Source organism: Succinivibrio faecicola, assembly GCF_019448115.1.
Taxonomy (GTDB): domain Bacteria; phylum Pseudomonadota; class Gammaproteobacteria; order Enterobacterales; family Succinivibrionaceae; genus Succinivibrio; species Succinivibrio faecicola.
This window is the reverse complement of sequence record NZ_JAGFNY010000017.1, coordinates 1-15,715: the sequence shown is the minus strand read 5'-3', so window position 1 is coordinate 15,715 and position 15,715 is coordinate 1. Positions and strand designations below refer to the sequence as shown.

At 38.4% G+C, this 15,715-nt stretch carries 13 protein-coding genes; 7 read left to right on the top strand and 6 right to left on the bottom strand.

Translation table 11 applies throughout. From position 1 onward, the window contains the following. On the top strand, nucleotides 1–1,377 hold the full coding sequence (gene radA / locus J5V48_RS05890; RefSeq protein ID WP_219937647.1) for a DNA repair protein RadA: 1,377 nt from the start codon (nucleotides 1–3) through the stop codon (nucleotides 1,375–1,377). A gap of 181 nt (nucleotides 1,378–1,558) precedes the next feature. Here radA and J5V48_RS05885 read toward each other — a convergent pair whose 3' ends face one another. After that, entirely contained in the window at nucleotides 1,559–2,065 is a 507-nt protein-coding gene (locus J5V48_RS05885; RefSeq protein WP_219937646.1) for an Rsd/AlgQ family anti-sigma factor, read from the bottom strand. 154 nt (nucleotides 2,066–2,219) lie between these two features. Next, complete coding sequence (locus J5V48_RS05880) at nucleotides 2,220–3,887, bottom strand: peptidoglycan DD-metalloendopeptidase family protein (RefSeq protein ID WP_219937645.1); 1,668 nt, start codon at nucleotides 3,885–3,887, stop codon at nucleotides 2,220–2,222. 193 nt (nucleotides 3,888–4,080) lie between these two features. Between J5V48_RS05880 and J5V48_RS05875 the strand changes: the two genes are divergently transcribed. Further along, nucleotides 4,081–4,674, top strand: a complete 594-nt coding sequence (locus J5V48_RS05875; RefSeq protein ID WP_219937644.1) for a DUF416 family protein — start codon at nucleotides 4,081–4,083, stop codon at nucleotides 4,672–4,674. On the opposite strand, the gene J5V48_RS05870 is transcribed toward J5V48_RS05875, so the two are convergent. From J5V48_RS05870 to purH, 3 genes are read right to left on the bottom strand one after another with little or no spacing between them, the layout of a single operon-like run. Next, on the bottom strand, nucleotides 4,671–5,444 hold the full coding sequence (locus J5V48_RS05870) for a sulfite exporter TauE/SafE family protein (RefSeq protein ID WP_219937643.1): 774 nt from the start codon (nucleotides 5,442–5,444) through the stop codon (nucleotides 4,671–4,673). The two genes, J5V48_RS05875 and J5V48_RS05870, sit on opposite strands and share 4 nt — an antisense overlap. Nucleotides 5,445–5,453: 9 nt before the next feature. Next, complete coding sequence (gene purD / locus J5V48_RS05865; protein ID WP_219937642.1) at nucleotides 5,454–6,737, bottom strand: phosphoribosylamine--glycine ligase; 1,284 nt, start codon at nucleotides 6,735–6,737, stop codon at nucleotides 5,454–5,456. A gap of 14 nt (nucleotides 6,738–6,751) precedes the next feature. After that, nucleotides 6,752–8,341, bottom strand: a complete 1,590-nt coding sequence (gene purH / locus J5V48_RS05860) for a bifunctional phosphoribosylaminoimidazolecarboxamide formyltransferase/IMP cyclohydrolase (RefSeq protein WP_219937641.1) — start codon at nucleotides 8,339–8,341, stop codon at nucleotides 6,752–6,754. Nucleotides 8,342–8,911: 570 nt separating this feature from the next. Between purH and J5V48_RS05855 the strand changes: the two genes are divergently transcribed. The 5 genes from J5V48_RS05855 (at nucleotide 8,912) to J5V48_RS05835 (ending at nucleotide 14,750) form a co-directional block, all read left to right on the top strand. Further along, entirely contained in the window at nucleotides 8,912–9,187 is a 276-nt protein-coding gene (locus J5V48_RS05855; RefSeq protein WP_219937640.1) for an HU family DNA-binding protein, read from the top strand. Between the two features lie 268 nt (nucleotides 9,188–9,455). Next, nucleotides 9,456–11,105, top strand: a complete 1,650-nt coding sequence (pgm, locus tag J5V48_RS05850; RefSeq protein ID WP_219937639.1) for a phosphoglucomutase (alpha-D-glucose-1,6-bisphosphate-dependent) — start codon at nucleotides 9,456–9,458, stop codon at nucleotides 11,103–11,105. A 152-nt stretch (nucleotides 11,106–11,257) separates the two neighbouring features. Beyond that, nucleotides 11,258–11,923 carry a hypothetical protein gene (locus tag J5V48_RS05845; RefSeq protein WP_219937638.1) on the top strand — a complete coding sequence of 222 codons (666 nt, stop codon included), beginning with the start codon at nucleotides 11,258–11,260 and terminating at the stop codon, nucleotides 11,921–11,923. A gap of 162 nt (nucleotides 11,924–12,085) precedes the next feature. Further along, nucleotides 12,086–12,958 (top strand): Cof-type HAD-IIB family hydrolase, encoded by an 873-nt coding sequence (locus J5V48_RS05840; protein ID WP_219937637.1) that lies wholly within the window; start codon nucleotides 12,086–12,088, stop codon nucleotides 12,956–12,958. 4 nt (nucleotides 12,959–12,962) lie between these two features. Then, on the top strand, nucleotides 12,963–14,750 hold the full coding sequence (locus J5V48_RS05835) for an ABC transporter ATP-binding protein/permease (RefSeq protein WP_219937636.1): 1,788 nt from the start codon (nucleotides 12,963–12,965) through the stop codon (nucleotides 14,748–14,750). Nucleotides 14,751–14,823: 73 nt separating this feature from the next. Here the strand turns inward: J5V48_RS05835 and J5V48_RS05830 are convergent. Further along, a partial coding sequence (locus J5V48_RS05830) for a transposase (RefSeq protein WP_219937635.1) occupies nucleotides 14,824–15,715 on the bottom strand: 892 nt, incomplete at its 5' end.

Here is a 15,715-nt window from a genome sequence, read left to right as displayed (position 1 = left end):
ATGGCAAAGTCTAAAAGTATTTATATCTGTTCAGCCTGTGGAGCCCGCTATCCAAGATGGCAGGGTATCTGCTCAGAATGTGGAGAGGCTGCTTCAATTTCTGAGGTAATTGAATCGTCTGCTCCTTCAGCAGGCTCAAAAGCTGCTGCAAGAGCTCTCAGCGGTTTTGCAGGAGCAACAGAGAATACTGTATATGACCTGTCAGGTGTTGATCTAACTTCAAAACAGAGAGTTTCAACTGGTTACAGCGAGTTTGACAGAGTTTTAGGTGGAGGCATTGTCGCTGGATCTGTTGTTCTTATTGGTGGTAATCCAGGTGCAGGTAAATCAACACTACTTTTGCAGACTGTAGGAAAACTCTGTCAGTCACATAAAGTTTTATATGTAACTGGCGAGGAGTCTTTGCAGCAGGTTGCAATCAGAGCTAATCGTCTTAAGATAAATTCTAATGGTATAAAGATAGCAGCTCAGACCTCAATAGATCAGATCTGTCAGATGGCTGGAGAGTTAAAACCTGAAGTTTTAATAGTTGATTCTATACAGGTTATGCATGTTGATGGCATAGAATCAGCACCAGGATCTGTCTCTCAGGTTCGTGAAGGCGCTGCAGCATTAACTCAGTTTGCAAAAAAATCTAACATAGCAGTCTTTATGATTGGCCATGTTACAAAGGATGGTACACTGGCAGGTCCTAAGATCCTAGAGCATTGTGTTGACTGCTCAGTGATACTTGAGGCTGGTACTGATATGCGCTATAGAACTTTACGCTGTCAGAAAAACAGATTCGGTGCTGTAAATGAGATCGGTGTATTTGCAATGACAGATGGCGGTCTTGTTGAAGTTAAAAATCCATCAGCAATTTTTTTGAATCGTCAGGAACAGGTAGCACCAGGCTCTCTTGCAATGGTTACCTGGGAAGGTACAAGACCACTTCTTGTTGAGCTTCAGTCTCTAGTTGATTCTTCTATTTTTAATAATCCAAGGCGTTTGTCATTAGGTACCGATCAGAATAGATTATCTATGATTCTGTCTGTTCTACACAGACATGCAGGCTTTGCTCTTGCAGATCAGGACGTATTTGTGAATATTGTTGGTGGTTTAAAGATTGAAGATACATCAGCTGATGTTCCGTTAGTTTTAGCTCTTATATCATCATTTAAAAACAAGCCAATTGATAAAGGTACAATCGCTTTTGGCGAAATTGGATTAACTGGTGAGATTAGACCTGTGGCATATGGCCAGGAAAGAATCAGTGAAGCTGTAAAACAGGGCTTTGTAAAGATCATTGTTCCTTATGACAATGCTCCAAGGAAAAAAGAAAACGGCGTACAGGTTATCACAGTGCGCCGCGTATCAGATCTGTTTAATCTTATCTAATTCTGTAAAAGAGCCGGTTCAAATAGTGATGCTGCATCATTAAACGCCGGCTTTCCAGCTTCTTTATTAAATAACAAACATAGGTTACAGTTTTTGCTTTTTGATATGAACTTATTTTTTGATTTTCTATTTAAAAAACCTTTCTGAAAATGCAGAAAGGTTTTAATTAAAAGAATGTTCTTTAAATTTGAGTTACTATAGTATGAACAAGTCTGAGCGCGATGATAAGTCGGTCCTCATTTTTTAGTCTAAGTTCAAGACATTTACCAACTGATTCAAGATCCTTTTTTAAAGTCTGCATCTTTCCTTCATCAAGATCATCAGCATATTTGTCAGTAAATTTCATTAAAAAGTCAGTTGTCTGCTCGATCCTTGGCATTGTTCTGTTAGCAATTGATAAAGAACGGCCAGAGCAGTTTTCGATAAGCTCAATTATCTTTGGATAGAGGTCAAAATGACCATGGGAAATATAATCGATTAGGTGATTACAGAAATCTGTGACATCCTCATAAGATGGATAACATACATCTTTTTGGTTTGAACTTCTTGATAAGGATACGTTGAGAAGCTTTATATACATGATTACAAGCTCCTGTCGTGCTTTGATCATGTCATTGATCCAGCTGTATTTCTCATCAACATTCTGTAGTGTGGTATTAAATTTTTTACCAAAATCTGATACACCCATAGCTCTACCTCTTATGTTTATTATTATGTCTTAAACATACCAAAAGTTTGAGATTTAATTTGATACAACAGTCAAAGAACTAAAGAAAAGTCATAAAAAACATGAGGTAAAATATAGGCCTCTTAAAAAGAGGCCTATCTGGAGGAAAAATTATTTATAGTTTTGCCATCAGGTTATTCTGATGTAATTCCTTTTTGTATTTCTGAACAGAAACTGCAAAAGCCTTTCTTGCCTTTGAGTTAACAGTTGAACTTGAGCTTTCAAGTTTTACTCTCAGAGGATTAACAGCTCTTCCGTTTACACGTACTTCATAGTGCAGATGGGGACCAGTTGAAATACCTGTATTACCAGAACGAGCAATTATGTTACCAGCCTTAACTCTCTGACCAGGCTTTACTGAAAGCTTTGATAGATGCATATAAACTGTTGAATAACCGCCATGGTGTCTTAAAACGATATAGTATCCAGCTGATCTAGAGAATGCGGCCTTGTCAACTACACCATTTGATGGAGCAAAAATTACGCTACCGACAGGAAGACCGAAATCTACACCATTGTGAGGACGAACTCTACCAGTAACAGGATGTCGTCTTGCAGGGTTAAATGGAGATGTTACTCTTACCCTGGCATGGAATGGGAATCGCGCAAATGTTGTTGCTGTATCATTAACACCATTCTCATCATAGTATCTTCCATCTGCGGCGTTGAGGTATGTAGCGATCTTTCCACCACGAGTTAGATTGAATTCAACAGCCTGAATCTTTCCCTGACCGTTAGCCTTGTCAAACAGTACTCTCATGGTATCGCCTGAGCGAATATTTCTTGAGAACAGAATCTTACCCTTGAACATCTGAATAATTTTGTTAATTTCATTATAGGTAATGCCTGCTCTGTTAGCAGCCTGAGAGAAGGTTTCACCATGATTGATGGTAACCAGTACAAGTCTGCCTCTGCTCTCAAAACTTGATTTCTTCTGCTCAATAGCCGGTGCTGTAACAGGAGCCTGTGTAACCTTCTGTTCAACCTTGGTTTCATTTTCTGCAAAAGCTAATTCAGCAGCAGAGTTTGCTGTATTATCATCTAAAGCGTAAGAGCCAAGCTTTTCATAAACAGATGAATATCCGTTGGCATTTTTATAGAAACGAATCTGTTCTTTGTCAGATACCTGTTTAATGAATACAAGAAGTTCGCCGTTATCTGATACGAGGAATGATAGACTTTCACCGATTTTCAGATTATTAACTTTTTTCTTGATAGCGGCATCAGAACCAACCATATTTGCAAGAGTAGAAGCTGAAATATTCAGATCTTTAAATATGGAAGAAATACTGTCACCGCTTTGAACTGTTTCTGACATCCATTTAGCACTGTATGCACGAGTCTGATTTTTGTCAGTATTTGTTGCAAGAGCAGAAACTTCTTTATTTATCTGAGCATCAGCATCAGCAAGGTCAACATCTGACAGACCGTCATCATAGTTTTCTAAAGCTTCTTTTTTATCAGAAGTTGTTGATGCATAGGTTTGAGCCAATGGAACTAATTCATCAGATGCATCATCAGCCTCTGGTGAATATAGAAAACCTGAATTATCTTTTGTATTGGAAGCAACGAGATCCTCTTCTTCTGAAGAGTATAAGTCCTGGTTAGTAGCTATTGACAGCGCTAAGGCGACAAAGAATGTTCCAAAAATAAATTTGTTGTGTTTTTTCGAAAGAGGGCCTTTTGTAAATCCTACTCCGATGGCTTCTTTCGAGATGTAATCTTCTGAAATCATTGTATATTTTTTTTCAAAGTCTAAACTATTTGAAACAAAACATTCCATAGCAAAGCCCTCGTAAAAAAGAACATGCATTGCTAAGTAGATTTTGCGGTAGTTAAGACTTCTATATGCTATGTTATATTAATATAAAAAATCCTGTTTTTTAGTATACAATATGTTTATTAGGTATTCATTATATAAAACAGCATAAAATATACATTTTTCGCAGTTTTGATTAGTTATTTTGAGGTTTGTCATGATTTTTGGCGAGAAATTCTATCCTATCCTATGCAAATTAAGTCCATGGAGACAGAGTTTGTTCGCTCTTGTTCTTGCTCAAAGACAGTACCCAAATTATGCACTATGGTGTGATGTTAATGATGTAAAGGGTGGTAAAAAGATGTTTTCAAAAACACTTGATACCATGTGGCAGTTTCATCAGGATAAATTCAATCACATCGATCTCGAAGAGACCTTAGACGAGCTGGAGCCTTATCTATTAGATGATGAAAAACAGGAGCTATCTGTAGGTGATCTGTTTTCTTTGGATGCAACAATAGCCCTTAGTGCATCTGTTCTTGCAATTGTTATGCATGAAGGTGAAGAAGCTCTTATGGCTTCAAAAGCATCTTTAGCAGGTGTTGTAAGAAAAATAGAGCAGGAGTCAGATTCAGACTTTTCAGATGAAGAGCTTCGCGAAATAAAAGAAGTTGACGATGAAGTTAATTTTCAGGTTGAGCTTCTTGAGTTGCTGAAAGATGCTAAAAGAGATGCATCACTTACAGCTAAACTTAAGAAATTAGGTTTAAACGAAGGCGTAAGTAATATTGGTCTAACACTTGAAGACTAACTGATACCTTCTGCAATAAGAATAACGCCACTCAATACAGATACTGCTGACATAATGATTCTTACGTTTCTAACTGGCATCTTTATCAGCAGTGTTGTTCCAAGAAAAGATCCTAAAAAAGCTGCAGCTATCATTACAGGAAGCCATTGATAACATATAGATGTCAAAGCTCCAACTGTAAATGCTCCGATTGCATTCCATATTGTCGCAACAAAAATCATTGTATGCATAATAGCTCTTTTAAGTTCCAATCCGAAAATGGTTACTAAAGTAAGAGTTGCAAAAAGACCTGCACCAGATGACAGAGATCCTGAGAACAGACCTACAAGACCTAATAGGGTAGCACCAAGTATGGTTCTTTTTAAGGAGCGGTTTGAAATACCTGTTGAGCCGAAACTCTTTTTAAATAATGTGTAAATACCTGAAGCAATGGTAATAAAACCAAGACAAATCTGTGCGATTGCTGAAGGAACTGAAATAACAATTACTGATCCAAGTACTACGCAAGGACAACCTACAAGAAGCATTGAAAGAACAACGCCACGGTCAAATTTAAAATCCTTACTAATACCTTTTTTAGACAGTGCCCCAATTCCAAGGAAAACAACTGCAACCTTATGTGTGCCTAAAGCTGTTGCAAATGGAAGTCCTAATAGAATAAGAACAGGAAACTGGATGAAACCAGCGCCTCCACCGGAGACACTGGCAAAGAGATTGGCGAGGAAAGTTAGACAGAAAAGAATACTTTCCTTAATTATTTCCTCAGCCATTTAATCCTCTTATTTGCGGTTGATTGCACGCCATGCGATATCATTTCTGTAGAACATGCCGTCAAAGTTTACGTGCTTGATATGCTCGTAAGCCTTATTGCGTGCATCTTCAACAGTTTCACCTAAAGCGGTAACGCATAATACACGACCACCTGAGGTTACGATATCGTCACCTACCTGCTTTGTACCAGCCTGGAATACCTTAACATCATCAGAGCCCTTGTAATCAAGGCCAGTGATCTTGTCACCCTTTCTTGGTGATGCAGGGTAATTGTGAGCTGCAAGTACAACGCCGATTGCAGGACGTGGATCGTATTTGATTTCAACGTTTGCAAGTCCGCCAACAGTACATGCTTTGTAGCAAAGATCAACAAGATCAGACTGCATTCTCATCATGATTGGCTGAGTTTCTGGATCACCAAAACGGCAGTTGAATTCAACAACACGTGGATCACCGTTCTTATCAATCATAAGTCCTGCATATAAGAATCCCTTGTATGGAATACCGTCATCAGCCATTCCTTTTAAGGTAGGGTTGATAATACGATCCATAACCTTCTTGTAAACCTCATCTGTTACAACAGGTGCAGGTGAGTAAGCACCCATACCACCTGTATTAGGCCCAGTATCACCGTCACCTACGCGCTTGTGATCCTGTGATGTAGCCATAGGAAGTGCATTTAGAGTGTCAGACATTACAATGAAAGAAGCCTCTTCACCTTCCATGAACTCTTCAATAACAACTGAAGCAGATGCATCTCCGAACTGATGATCATCTAACATGCTGTGAACAGCATCGATAGCTTCCTGCTCAGTCATGGCAACAACTACACCCTTACCAGCTGCAAGACCATCAGCCTTGATTACGATAGGAGCGCCCTGTGCCTTGATGTATTCAACAGCTGCATCAGTTTTTGTGAAAACTTCATAAGCTGCAGTTGGAATGTTATGACGCTTTAAGAAATCCTTTGTAAAAGACTTTGAACCTTCAAGCTGAGCTCCAGCCTTGCTAGGTCCGAAGATTTTTAAGCCTTCCTTTTCAAAAGCATCTGTAACACCTGCAACTAAAGGAGCCTCAGGGCCAACGATAGTAAGATCAATTGCCTCTTTCTTAGCAAAAGCAACTAAACCTTCGATATCATCAACACCGATGTTTACGTTCTCCATCTTAGGCTCTGATGCTGTACCAGGATTACCAGGAGCTACAAAAACCTTCTGTGCTAATGGTGACAGAGCTGCTCTGTATGCTAAAGCGTGCTCTCTGCCGCCGTTACCGATAATTAATACTTTCATGTTAGATCCTCAAATTAATGACGGAAGTGACGCATTCCAGTAAATACCATTGCAATACCATGCTCATCAGCAGCATCGATAACTTCCTGATCGCGGATTGAGCCACCTGGCTGGATAATGCACTTGATGCCCTTAGCTGCAGCTGCATCAACACCATCGCGGAATGGGAAGAATGCATCTGATGCTAATGCTGCACCTTCAAGTGATAACTTAGCATCATCAGCTCTTAGGCAAGCAATACGTGCTGAGAATACACGGCTTGTCTGACCACAGCCAATACCAAGAGTCTTCTTTCCGTTTGTGTATACAATTGCATTTGATTTTGTGAATTTGCAAACCTTCCAAGCAAATAAAAGCTCGTCCATCTCATCTTCAGTTGGAGCTCTCTTGGTAACAACCTTTAGATCTTCACGTCTTACAACTTCAAGATCAGCTTCCTGAACTAACAGACCACCATTTACTCTCTTGAAGTCATAACGAGGCTGAGCCTGATTTAGAGGACCTGTTTCTAATAAACGAATGTTCTTCTTGCGAGCAACTTCTTCAATTGCTTCCTTGCTTACTGAAGGGGCAACGATAACTTCGCAGAACTGATTGTCAACGATTGCCTTTGCAGTTGCACCATCTAATTCCTTGTTGAATGCGATGATACCACCGAATGCTGACTCGCTGTCGCAGTTGAATGCATCTTTGTAAGCTTCTGTTAGGTTAGCACCTAAAGCAACACCACATGGGTTTGCATGCTTAACGATTACACAGCATGGCTCTTCAAACTGTCTTACACACTCAATTGCAGCATCTGTATCAGCGATGTTGTTGTATGAAAGCTCTTTACCCTGAATCTGTTTAGCTGTTGAGATGCCTGAATCGTGAGCATCAATGTCAGCATAGAATGCTGCTTTCTGATGTGGATTCTCACCGTATCTCATGCTCTGAAGCTTTACATAGTTCAGATTTAAAGTACGTGGCAGAGTTGACTGAGTTCCATCTGTGATACCGTAATCAGGTACCTTAGTGCCAAAGTAGTTTGCAATTGCACTGTCATAAGCTGCTGTATGCTCATAAGCTGCAATTGCTAAATCAAAGCGAGTTGCATATGTTAATGAACCATCGTTAGCATCCATTTCATCAATAACACGGTTGTAATCCTTTGCTCTTACTACGATTGCAACATCGCGGTTGTTCTTTGCTGCTGCACGAACCATGGTTGGACCACCGATATCGATGTTTTCAATAGCCTTCTCAAGAGGACAGTTTGGATCTGAAACAGTCTTTACAAATGGATACAGGTTAACAACTACAAGATCGATTGGAAGAATATCATGATCAGCCATTACCTGCTCATCAAGACCGCGGCGACCTAAAATACCACCGTGAATCTTAGGATGCAAAGTCTTAACTCTGCCGTCCATCATTTCAGGGAATTTGGTGTAGTCAGATACTTCGATAACCTCAACACCGTTATCTGCTAACAGCTTTGCAGTACCGCCAGTTGATAGGATCTCAACATTACGGCTTCTTAATGCCTTAGCAAAATCTACAATACCTTCTTTATCTGAAACGCTGATAAGTGCACGCTTGATAGGACGTAATAATAATTCCATGTTAAAGACTAGCTCCCTTGCTAAAAATGGAATGGTTAAAGAATTTTTTGATGGCATATTGTATCAATTTTGTGACGTAAACGCACGAAATTGAAAAAAATAACTGTAATTTTAACTGAGTTTACTTTATGGAAAATTTCTGTGTTGTTCATCTTTAATATAAAGAAAATAGAGAAATCACTAACCAAAAAAATAGATTATCTGCATTTTTTCGATAAAACTTGATGTATATGATTCACTAGAATAGTGAAAATTATTTTTTTTACAGTAATCAAAAAAAAATGATAAAGTAAGAAAAAAATTAAAAAAAAGTATAAATATCTATATAAATCAAATAGATAACTGTATTAAGTTAAACGCTATGATTATGTTGAAACATGATATTTATGCATTTTTGTATTTAGTCAAGACTACAAAAAAAATTTTTATAGCGTATACTACCCGACGTTTAAACGCTTAAAGGATGTTTGTTAAATATAAAAACAATAATACATAGGGCGTTAATCAGGTTTTTCCTGAGAAAAGATTTAATTAAATTTTAATTTAAAAAAAATTAGGGATATTTAGTTTATGAATAAGTCTGAACTAATCGAGCAGATTTCAAATCGTTCTGGTTTACCATTAGCAAGTTCACGCAAGGCTTTAGAGGCAGTTGTAGAGACAATCAGCGCAGCTTTAGCTTCAGGTGACCGCGTTCAGTTAGTTGGTTTTGGTACTTTCAAGGTTACAGCAAGAGCTGCTCGTGAAGGCAGAAATCCTCAGACCGGTGCAGTTATTAACATTCCTGCAACCAAGACTCCTTCATTCACTGCTGGTGCAGAATTAAAGAAGAACGTAAACAACTAATAACTGGTTTATTGGATGTTTTTCACAAGGCCTCAGCCATATGGTTTGAGGCCTTTGTTATTTTTGTTGTGCACAATTTAAGTTCATATTTTGGCTTTGCGATTTATAAGCCATTTCTTCTTTTTATATTTCGTAATTTTGTATATTTGATCACGAATTTATGGTAATATCTAAAAAAATTTTGTTTTTATGTTCTCTCAACCGATTCAGGTGTTTTTAATCCTGCTTTTATAGGTTGCTGGAATTAACTTAAAAAAGGAAATAAAACATGGCATTGCATCAGAAAGCTGGTCAGAAAGCTACCTTTGCAGATTTAGATAATATCCCTCGTTTAATGGCTGCTTATTATCTGAATACTCCTGATTTAGATGATCCAGAGCAGTTAGTAAGTTTCGGTACTTCAGGACACCGTGGTACTTCATTAAACGGTTCATTCACTGAGTCTCATATTCTTGCTATTTCACAGGCAATCGCTGAGTACCGTCAGAAAGAGGGAATCACTGGCCCTCTGTTCATCGGTATGGATACTCATGCTTTATCAGAGGCTGCTTTAGCAACAGCAATTGAGGTTCTAGGTGCTAACGGTGTTGAGGTTCGTGTTGAGACCGACCATGGTTACACTCCAACTCCATCAGTTTCTTTTGCAATTTTAAATTACAACAGAGGCCGTACCTCTGGTTTAGCAGATGGTATTGTTATCACTCCATCTCACAATCCTCCATCAAACGGTGGTTTCAAATATAATCCAACTGATGGTGGTCCTGCTGGTACTGAAATTACATCAGTAATTCAGAACAGAGCAAACGAAATTCTAAAGAACAAGCTTCAGGGCGTTAAGAGAATTCCTTATTCTCAGGCTATCAAGTTATCTAATGTTAAAGAGCATGATATGCTCTCAGACTATGTTAATGCTTTAGGTGAGGTTATCGATCTTGAGGCAATTTCACAGTCTGGTATCAAGATGGGCGTTGATCCACTCGGTGGTTCAGGTCTTTACTACTGGGATAGAATTGCAGATAAGTACAACCTAAATCTTAAGGTTGTAAACTATGCTGTTGACCCAACCTTCTCATTCATGTGTATTGACCGTGACGGCAAGATCAGAATGGACTGCTCAAGCCCATATGCAATGGCAGGTCTAATCTCATTAAAGGATGATTTTGATATTGCCTGGGGTAACGATCCTGACTATGACAGACACGGTATTGTATGTCACAGCGGTTTAATGAATCCAAACCACTATCTGTCAGCTGCAATCAACTACATCTATACACACCGTGACAACTGGCCTAAGAGCGCAATGGTTGGTAAGACCGTAGTAAGTTCAAATCTGATGAACCGTGTTGCTGAAGGTTTAGGCCGCAAGGCTTACGAAGTACCAGTTGGCTTCAAGTGGTTCGTTCCAGGTCTGTTTGACAAGTCATTAGCTTTTGGCTGTGAGGAATCAGCTGGTGCTTCATTCTTACGCAAGGATGGTTCTGTTTGGACTACAGATAAGGATGGTATCATCGCTTCATTGTTAAGCGCTGAAATGCTTGCAGTAACTGGTAAGGATCCATCAGAGCATTACAATGCACTAATCGAGAAGTATGGCCGCCCTTACTACGATCGTGTTGATGCTCCTGCAAATCCAGCTCAGAAGAGTGCATTAAAGAAACTTGATCCATCTGCTGTTGAAGCAAGTGAGCTTGCAGGTGAGAAGATTATTGATAAGTTAACTTGTGCTCCTGGCAATGGTGCTGCTATCGGTGGTCTGAAGGTTGTAACAGAGAATGGCTGGTTTGCAGCACGTCCTTCAGGTACTGAGAATGTTTACAAGATCTACATGGAAAGCTTCAAGGGTGAAGATCACTTAAAGCGTATCGAAACTGAAGCTCAGGAAATTGTAAATGCAGCTTTAAAGAAAGCTGGTGTTTAGGGTTAACTCCTAGTAAACAAAAGGGCCAGGAAACTGGCTCTTTTTGTAATTTAGTGACACAGATCGCACCTAAGAGTAGAACTTATTTATAAACACACGGTCAAATAGCTAAAATCTTTTCATTATTTTTAATAGATTAGGACTTTATATCAATGAATAAAAAACTGTTATTATCAATTGCTGTGGTAGGTGCTCTTAATTTGACAGGTTGTGCTGCATTATCAACAATGATGTCAACTGATGCAGATTATAAAGAAAAAGCAGCTGAAACTCTTGATATTGCAGAAGATAATTTAACATTAGATCGCGATTCAATCAGAACTGGATTAAATGATATTACCTTTGAAGTTTTAGACAAAGAGGATAACCGTTACAGATGCCGTATGGGTGCAAATCTGAGCAAGACTACACAGGCATCATGTAAGAAGCGCAATGCTGATGGTAAGTGGGAGCAGTTCGGTAAAGAAGTAAATATTGAAGAAGAATTTGGTGAAAGCGGTGGCGCTTTATTCAACTTCTCATTAAGCGGTGGTTCAGAGAAAAAATCAAAGAAAGCAAATCGCAATGCTTCATCTTTACAGTCTAACCCTACAACTGATGACGGTGTATATACCGAGACTGTGCAGCCAAGAAACAAGCCTACCATCGTAATTCAGCCTGATGAGGATGAAACTGATGCATACAGAACCAACCCAACTAAGACCTATAACGGTAAGTTCAAGGTAAGAGATGAGCAGGGCCATTCTTATGAATGTCACTTTGCAAATGTTGGTCAGGTAGTTTCTGATACAATTTCAGTATGTACCAAGCTGTACTAATCTGAATAATTCAATAGTTTAGATAAAGTCCATCCTGTGCGGTGGACTTTTTTCGTTTTATTCCTTTTACCCAAAGGAAGATTGCCATTTAATCGCTTTTTCAATTCTCAAGTGATACCTATTTTGGTAAACTTTATCCTGTATTAGATAAAGGAGACAATTTTGGCTAAATATACATTAGACACACTGCCTGTTGATTATGACAAATACAAGGTTATAGCTCTTGATCTTGACGATACACTTTTAAGAGATGATAAGACTATCAGTGAATATACCATCAGCACACTTCAAAAAGCACAGAATCAGGGATATTCAATCGTAATTGCAACAGGAAGACATCCTAAGAGTGCAGTTCGTTATATGGATATGCTTGGCTGTTTAAATGAGAATTCTTATGCAGTTTGTTTTAATGGTGCAGGTGTAGCAAGACTATCTGACTATATAAAAGCTAATAGTGATATTCACTTCCCTTTAGTATGCAAGAAAACAGCTCCTTTTTCCATTATTAGAAAGGTTGTAGATCTTGCTCATGCAAATTCTCTTAAAGTTCATGCCTATACGAAGGATTTTGGCCTTGTTATTGAAGATCACAATCCACATACCCAAAGAGAAATCGACAATGGAAATGTTGGTTTTAAACAGGTAGATTTCTATGATTTTAAGGATACAGATGAGTTTTATAAAATCCTTATTGTAGGTCCAAAAGAGGATTTAGACAGACTATCAAAGAATGTTCCTGAGGAGCTTTCATCATTCTTTGCAGTTCTTCGCTCAGAGGCACACTTCCTTGAGTTTATACCTCATAAATCTACAAAGGGCACTGCCTTAACCCAGCTTTGCGAAACATTAGGTTATAAAGCTGAAAATGCCATGGCATTTGGAGATGCTGATAACGATCTTGCTATGATTAAGGCTGCAGGTCTTGGTGTTGCTATGGCTAACGGTTTTGATAGTGTAAAGGAAGCTGCAACAGTAGTTACACTTACAAATCAAGAAGATGGCGTTGCAAGACTCGTCGAAAAGTTTTTAAGGTAAAACAATGTTTAAAACCTCGATTTTTAAAGATGAGCACGATTCAGAAAGTCTAAGAGAGAGATTTCACGGCTCAGACAGTCTGCCTTTAAAGGTTTCCGTAAAGGCAGCAGCAAGAATGATAAAAATCTACTGGACTTCAAAAGAATCATTATTTTCATGGTTTATCCTTGCTCTCATCATAGGTCTAACCTCAGGTGCTATTTATTTAGCCAAGGTTTTCAATACCTGGTACAAGGACTTTTGGGACACGGTTCAGCAGTACAATCTTGAAGGATTCAAGTATCAGCTGATGCTATTTGCAATACTTGCAACAATCCATGTAATCGTATCTGTTTATAATTCCTATTTGAGATCTGTTCTTGCAATAAGATGGAGACGATTCTTCACAACAAGAGTAATGAAAGATTATCTTGAGAGTGATACCTATTACAAGATGCAGCTTGAAGATAGAAAAACAGAAAACCCGGACCAGCGTATTTCTGAGGATTTAAGTAGCTTTGTAAGCTATACCATTTCCCTGCTTTTAGGAACAGCTTCGGATCTTGCAATGCTAGGTACATTCGGTGTTGTTCTCTGGGATCTGTCTCATGCTGTTACCATGGAGGTTTTTGGCTACAGTCTGCATCTTCCAAACGGATATATGCTATATCTTGGAATTATCTATGCTCTTGTAGGTACACTTATTACCTTCAAGATAGGAAAGCCACTTGTAAGACTTAATTTCAGACAGCAGCGTTTTGAAGCTGATTTTCGTTTCTCTCTTATAAGAGTAAGAGAAAATGCTGAGTCTATTTCTCTTTATAAAGGTCATTCATCAGAAGAGAGATATCTTGGCTACAGTTTTTCAGAAGTTGTTAAAAACTATATTAAACTGATTAAAAGGGAAAAGAGACTTGGTTTCTTTACGTTAGGTTATGCTCAGACAGCTGTTATTTTTCCTATTTTGATTGCGGCACCAATGTATTTTGCAAAGATTATTACCATTGGCTCAATCATGCAGATTAATTCAGCATTCGGTAGAGTACAGGATTCACTTTCAACTGTTATAAGTTCATTCTCATCATGGGCAAACTATAAAGCAGTGGTAGACCGTCTGGCTCTGTTTTTTGACAGTATGGATTCAAGTAACGAAATTAAATGCCTTAAACCTAAGTTTTCAGGAAACAGATTTAAGGTAGACAATCTTTCACTGTTTACTCCACAGTCAAAAAAGCTCTGCTCTAATTTAAATCTTGAGCTTGCATCAGACAGTTCATTACTGATAAGAGGTCCATCAGGTTGCGGAAAGTCTACATTCATTAAGGCTATTGCAGGCATATGGCCACATGCACAGGGTGATATCACTCTTCCTGAGAATAAGAACTCATTGTTCCTATCTCAAAGACCATATCTTCCACAGGGATCATTAAGAGATGCAATATACTATCCTTCTGAAGCAAGAAGTGACGGACTTGCTGAAAAGTATCTAGAGCAGTTATCACTGTCACATCTTATTAAGGATTTAGATAAAGTAGACAATTACTCATCAATGCTATCCTTAGGAGAACAGCAGAGAATAGCAATAATCAGAGCCCTTATATTAAAGCCTGGAATGCTGTTTTTAGATGAGGCAAGTTCAGCTCTTGATGAGGATCTTGAAAAGAGAGCATATACAATGATTAGAGATGAGCTAAATAATTCTCTTATTATAAGTGTCGGCCATCGTTCAAGCCTTATAAATATGCATGATTATATTCTTAATGCTCAATTGGATATGAATTGGACTCTTAATAAGAATCATTCATTAAGTTAATATTGTGTTATAAAATTTGAAATATATCAAATTTTCCATATTTAAAGGTGAAAATTCTATCATACCCAAGACCTTAAGCAATTTTAGCAGAAGGGTTAGGCTGGTTAATGATCTGCCACACTAAAGTTGGCAGATCTTTCAACTTAACAGCATCTCGATTAGATGGTTTTGTTCTTTGACAGAGCAGAGCTATGTCATCGAGAAGCTCTTTAAAAATTTGATATACAGTGGACAACTTACGATAGAGTAAAGCTTTGAACAAAGTTTCAAAGCATTCATTCTGTTTATGCAGCTTTAGCATGGAAATCCATTCAAGACCTTTGCCGATAATACATTTAAGACCGGTAAAAGTCTTGATGACGGATACAGCTAAAGACAGCAGAATGAAACTGAGAATGATGTTCTCATTAGCGGAGTTAATGCTTTTTAAGCAGTTACTGCGCTTATTGGCTTTGTTAAACAGTTCAATAGCCCATCTGAGTCTGTAGAGCAGGTAAATCTGTTTAGCACCTAATATGTTTCTTGGGATATTGGTTCTTAGGATAGAACGTTTATCATCATCGGAACAGTTGACGTTATAGCGGACAATAACTCTGCTCTTATGACCAGAATCAAAGGTAACATTCAAGTCAGCACAGGTATGAGAAGGAAGTTTATTTACCCTTTTACCTTTAAACTCAGGTATTGTCTTTCCATCATCACCAAAGGCTTTATCAATGGTGGCTGCAGTGCTTAATTTACCTCTGATAAGGTACAGGATACCGCTCTCATTTATTCTCTGTTCAAGCTCTTCGTCTACGTAGCCTCTGTCACAGATAATAAGGCTGTTTTTGAATCTGTCTACAAGTACAGAATCTCTTTCAGAGCCTACAGCTTCAGTGATTTCCACATATACGAAGCTTTGTTTTACAAGAGAGAATGCTATATGAAGCTTTAGACCAGGTCTTGGTGGAGTACCATCAGCA

Bases quoted from the DNA above. Each gene is read 5' to 3' on its own strand.
- radA (WP_219937647.1), top strand. From the start codon at position 1: ATGGCAAAGTCTAAAAGTATTTATATCTGTTCAGCCTGTGGAGCCCGC.
- J5V48_RS05885 (WP_219937646.1), bottom strand. From the start codon at position 2,065: ATGGGTGTATCAGATTTTGGTAAAAAATTTAATACCACACTACAGAAT.
- J5V48_RS05880 (WP_219937645.1), bottom strand. From the start codon at position 3,887: ATGGAATGTTTTGTTTCAAATAGTTTAGACTTTGAAAAAAAATATACA.
- J5V48_RS05875 (WP_219937644.1), top strand. From the start codon at position 4,081: ATGATTTTTGGCGAGAAATTCTATCCTATCCTATGCAAATTAAGTCCA.
- J5V48_RS05870 (WP_219937643.1), bottom strand. From the start codon at position 5,444: ATGGCTGAGGAAATAATTAAGGAAAGTATTCTTTTCTGTCTAACTTTC.
- purD (WP_219937642.1), bottom strand. From the start codon at position 6,737: ATGAAAGTATTAATTATCGGTAACGGCGGCAGAGAGCACGCTTTAGCA.
- purH (WP_219937641.1), bottom strand. From the start codon at position 8,341: ATGGAATTATTATTACGTCCTATCAAGCGTGCACTTATCAGCGTTTCA.
- J5V48_RS05855 (WP_219937640.1), top strand. From the start codon at position 8,912: ATGAATAAGTCTGAACTAATCGAGCAGATTTCAAATCGTTCTGGTTTA.
- pgm (WP_219937639.1), top strand. From the start codon at position 9,456: ATGGCATTGCATCAGAAAGCTGGTCAGAAAGCTACCTTTGCAGATTTA.
- J5V48_RS05845 (WP_219937638.1), top strand. From the start codon at position 11,258: ATGAATAAAAAACTGTTATTATCAATTGCTGTGGTAGGTGCTCTTAAT.
- J5V48_RS05835 (WP_219937636.1), top strand. From the start codon at position 12,963: ATGTTTAAAACCTCGATTTTTAAAGATGAGCACGATTCAGAAAGTCTA.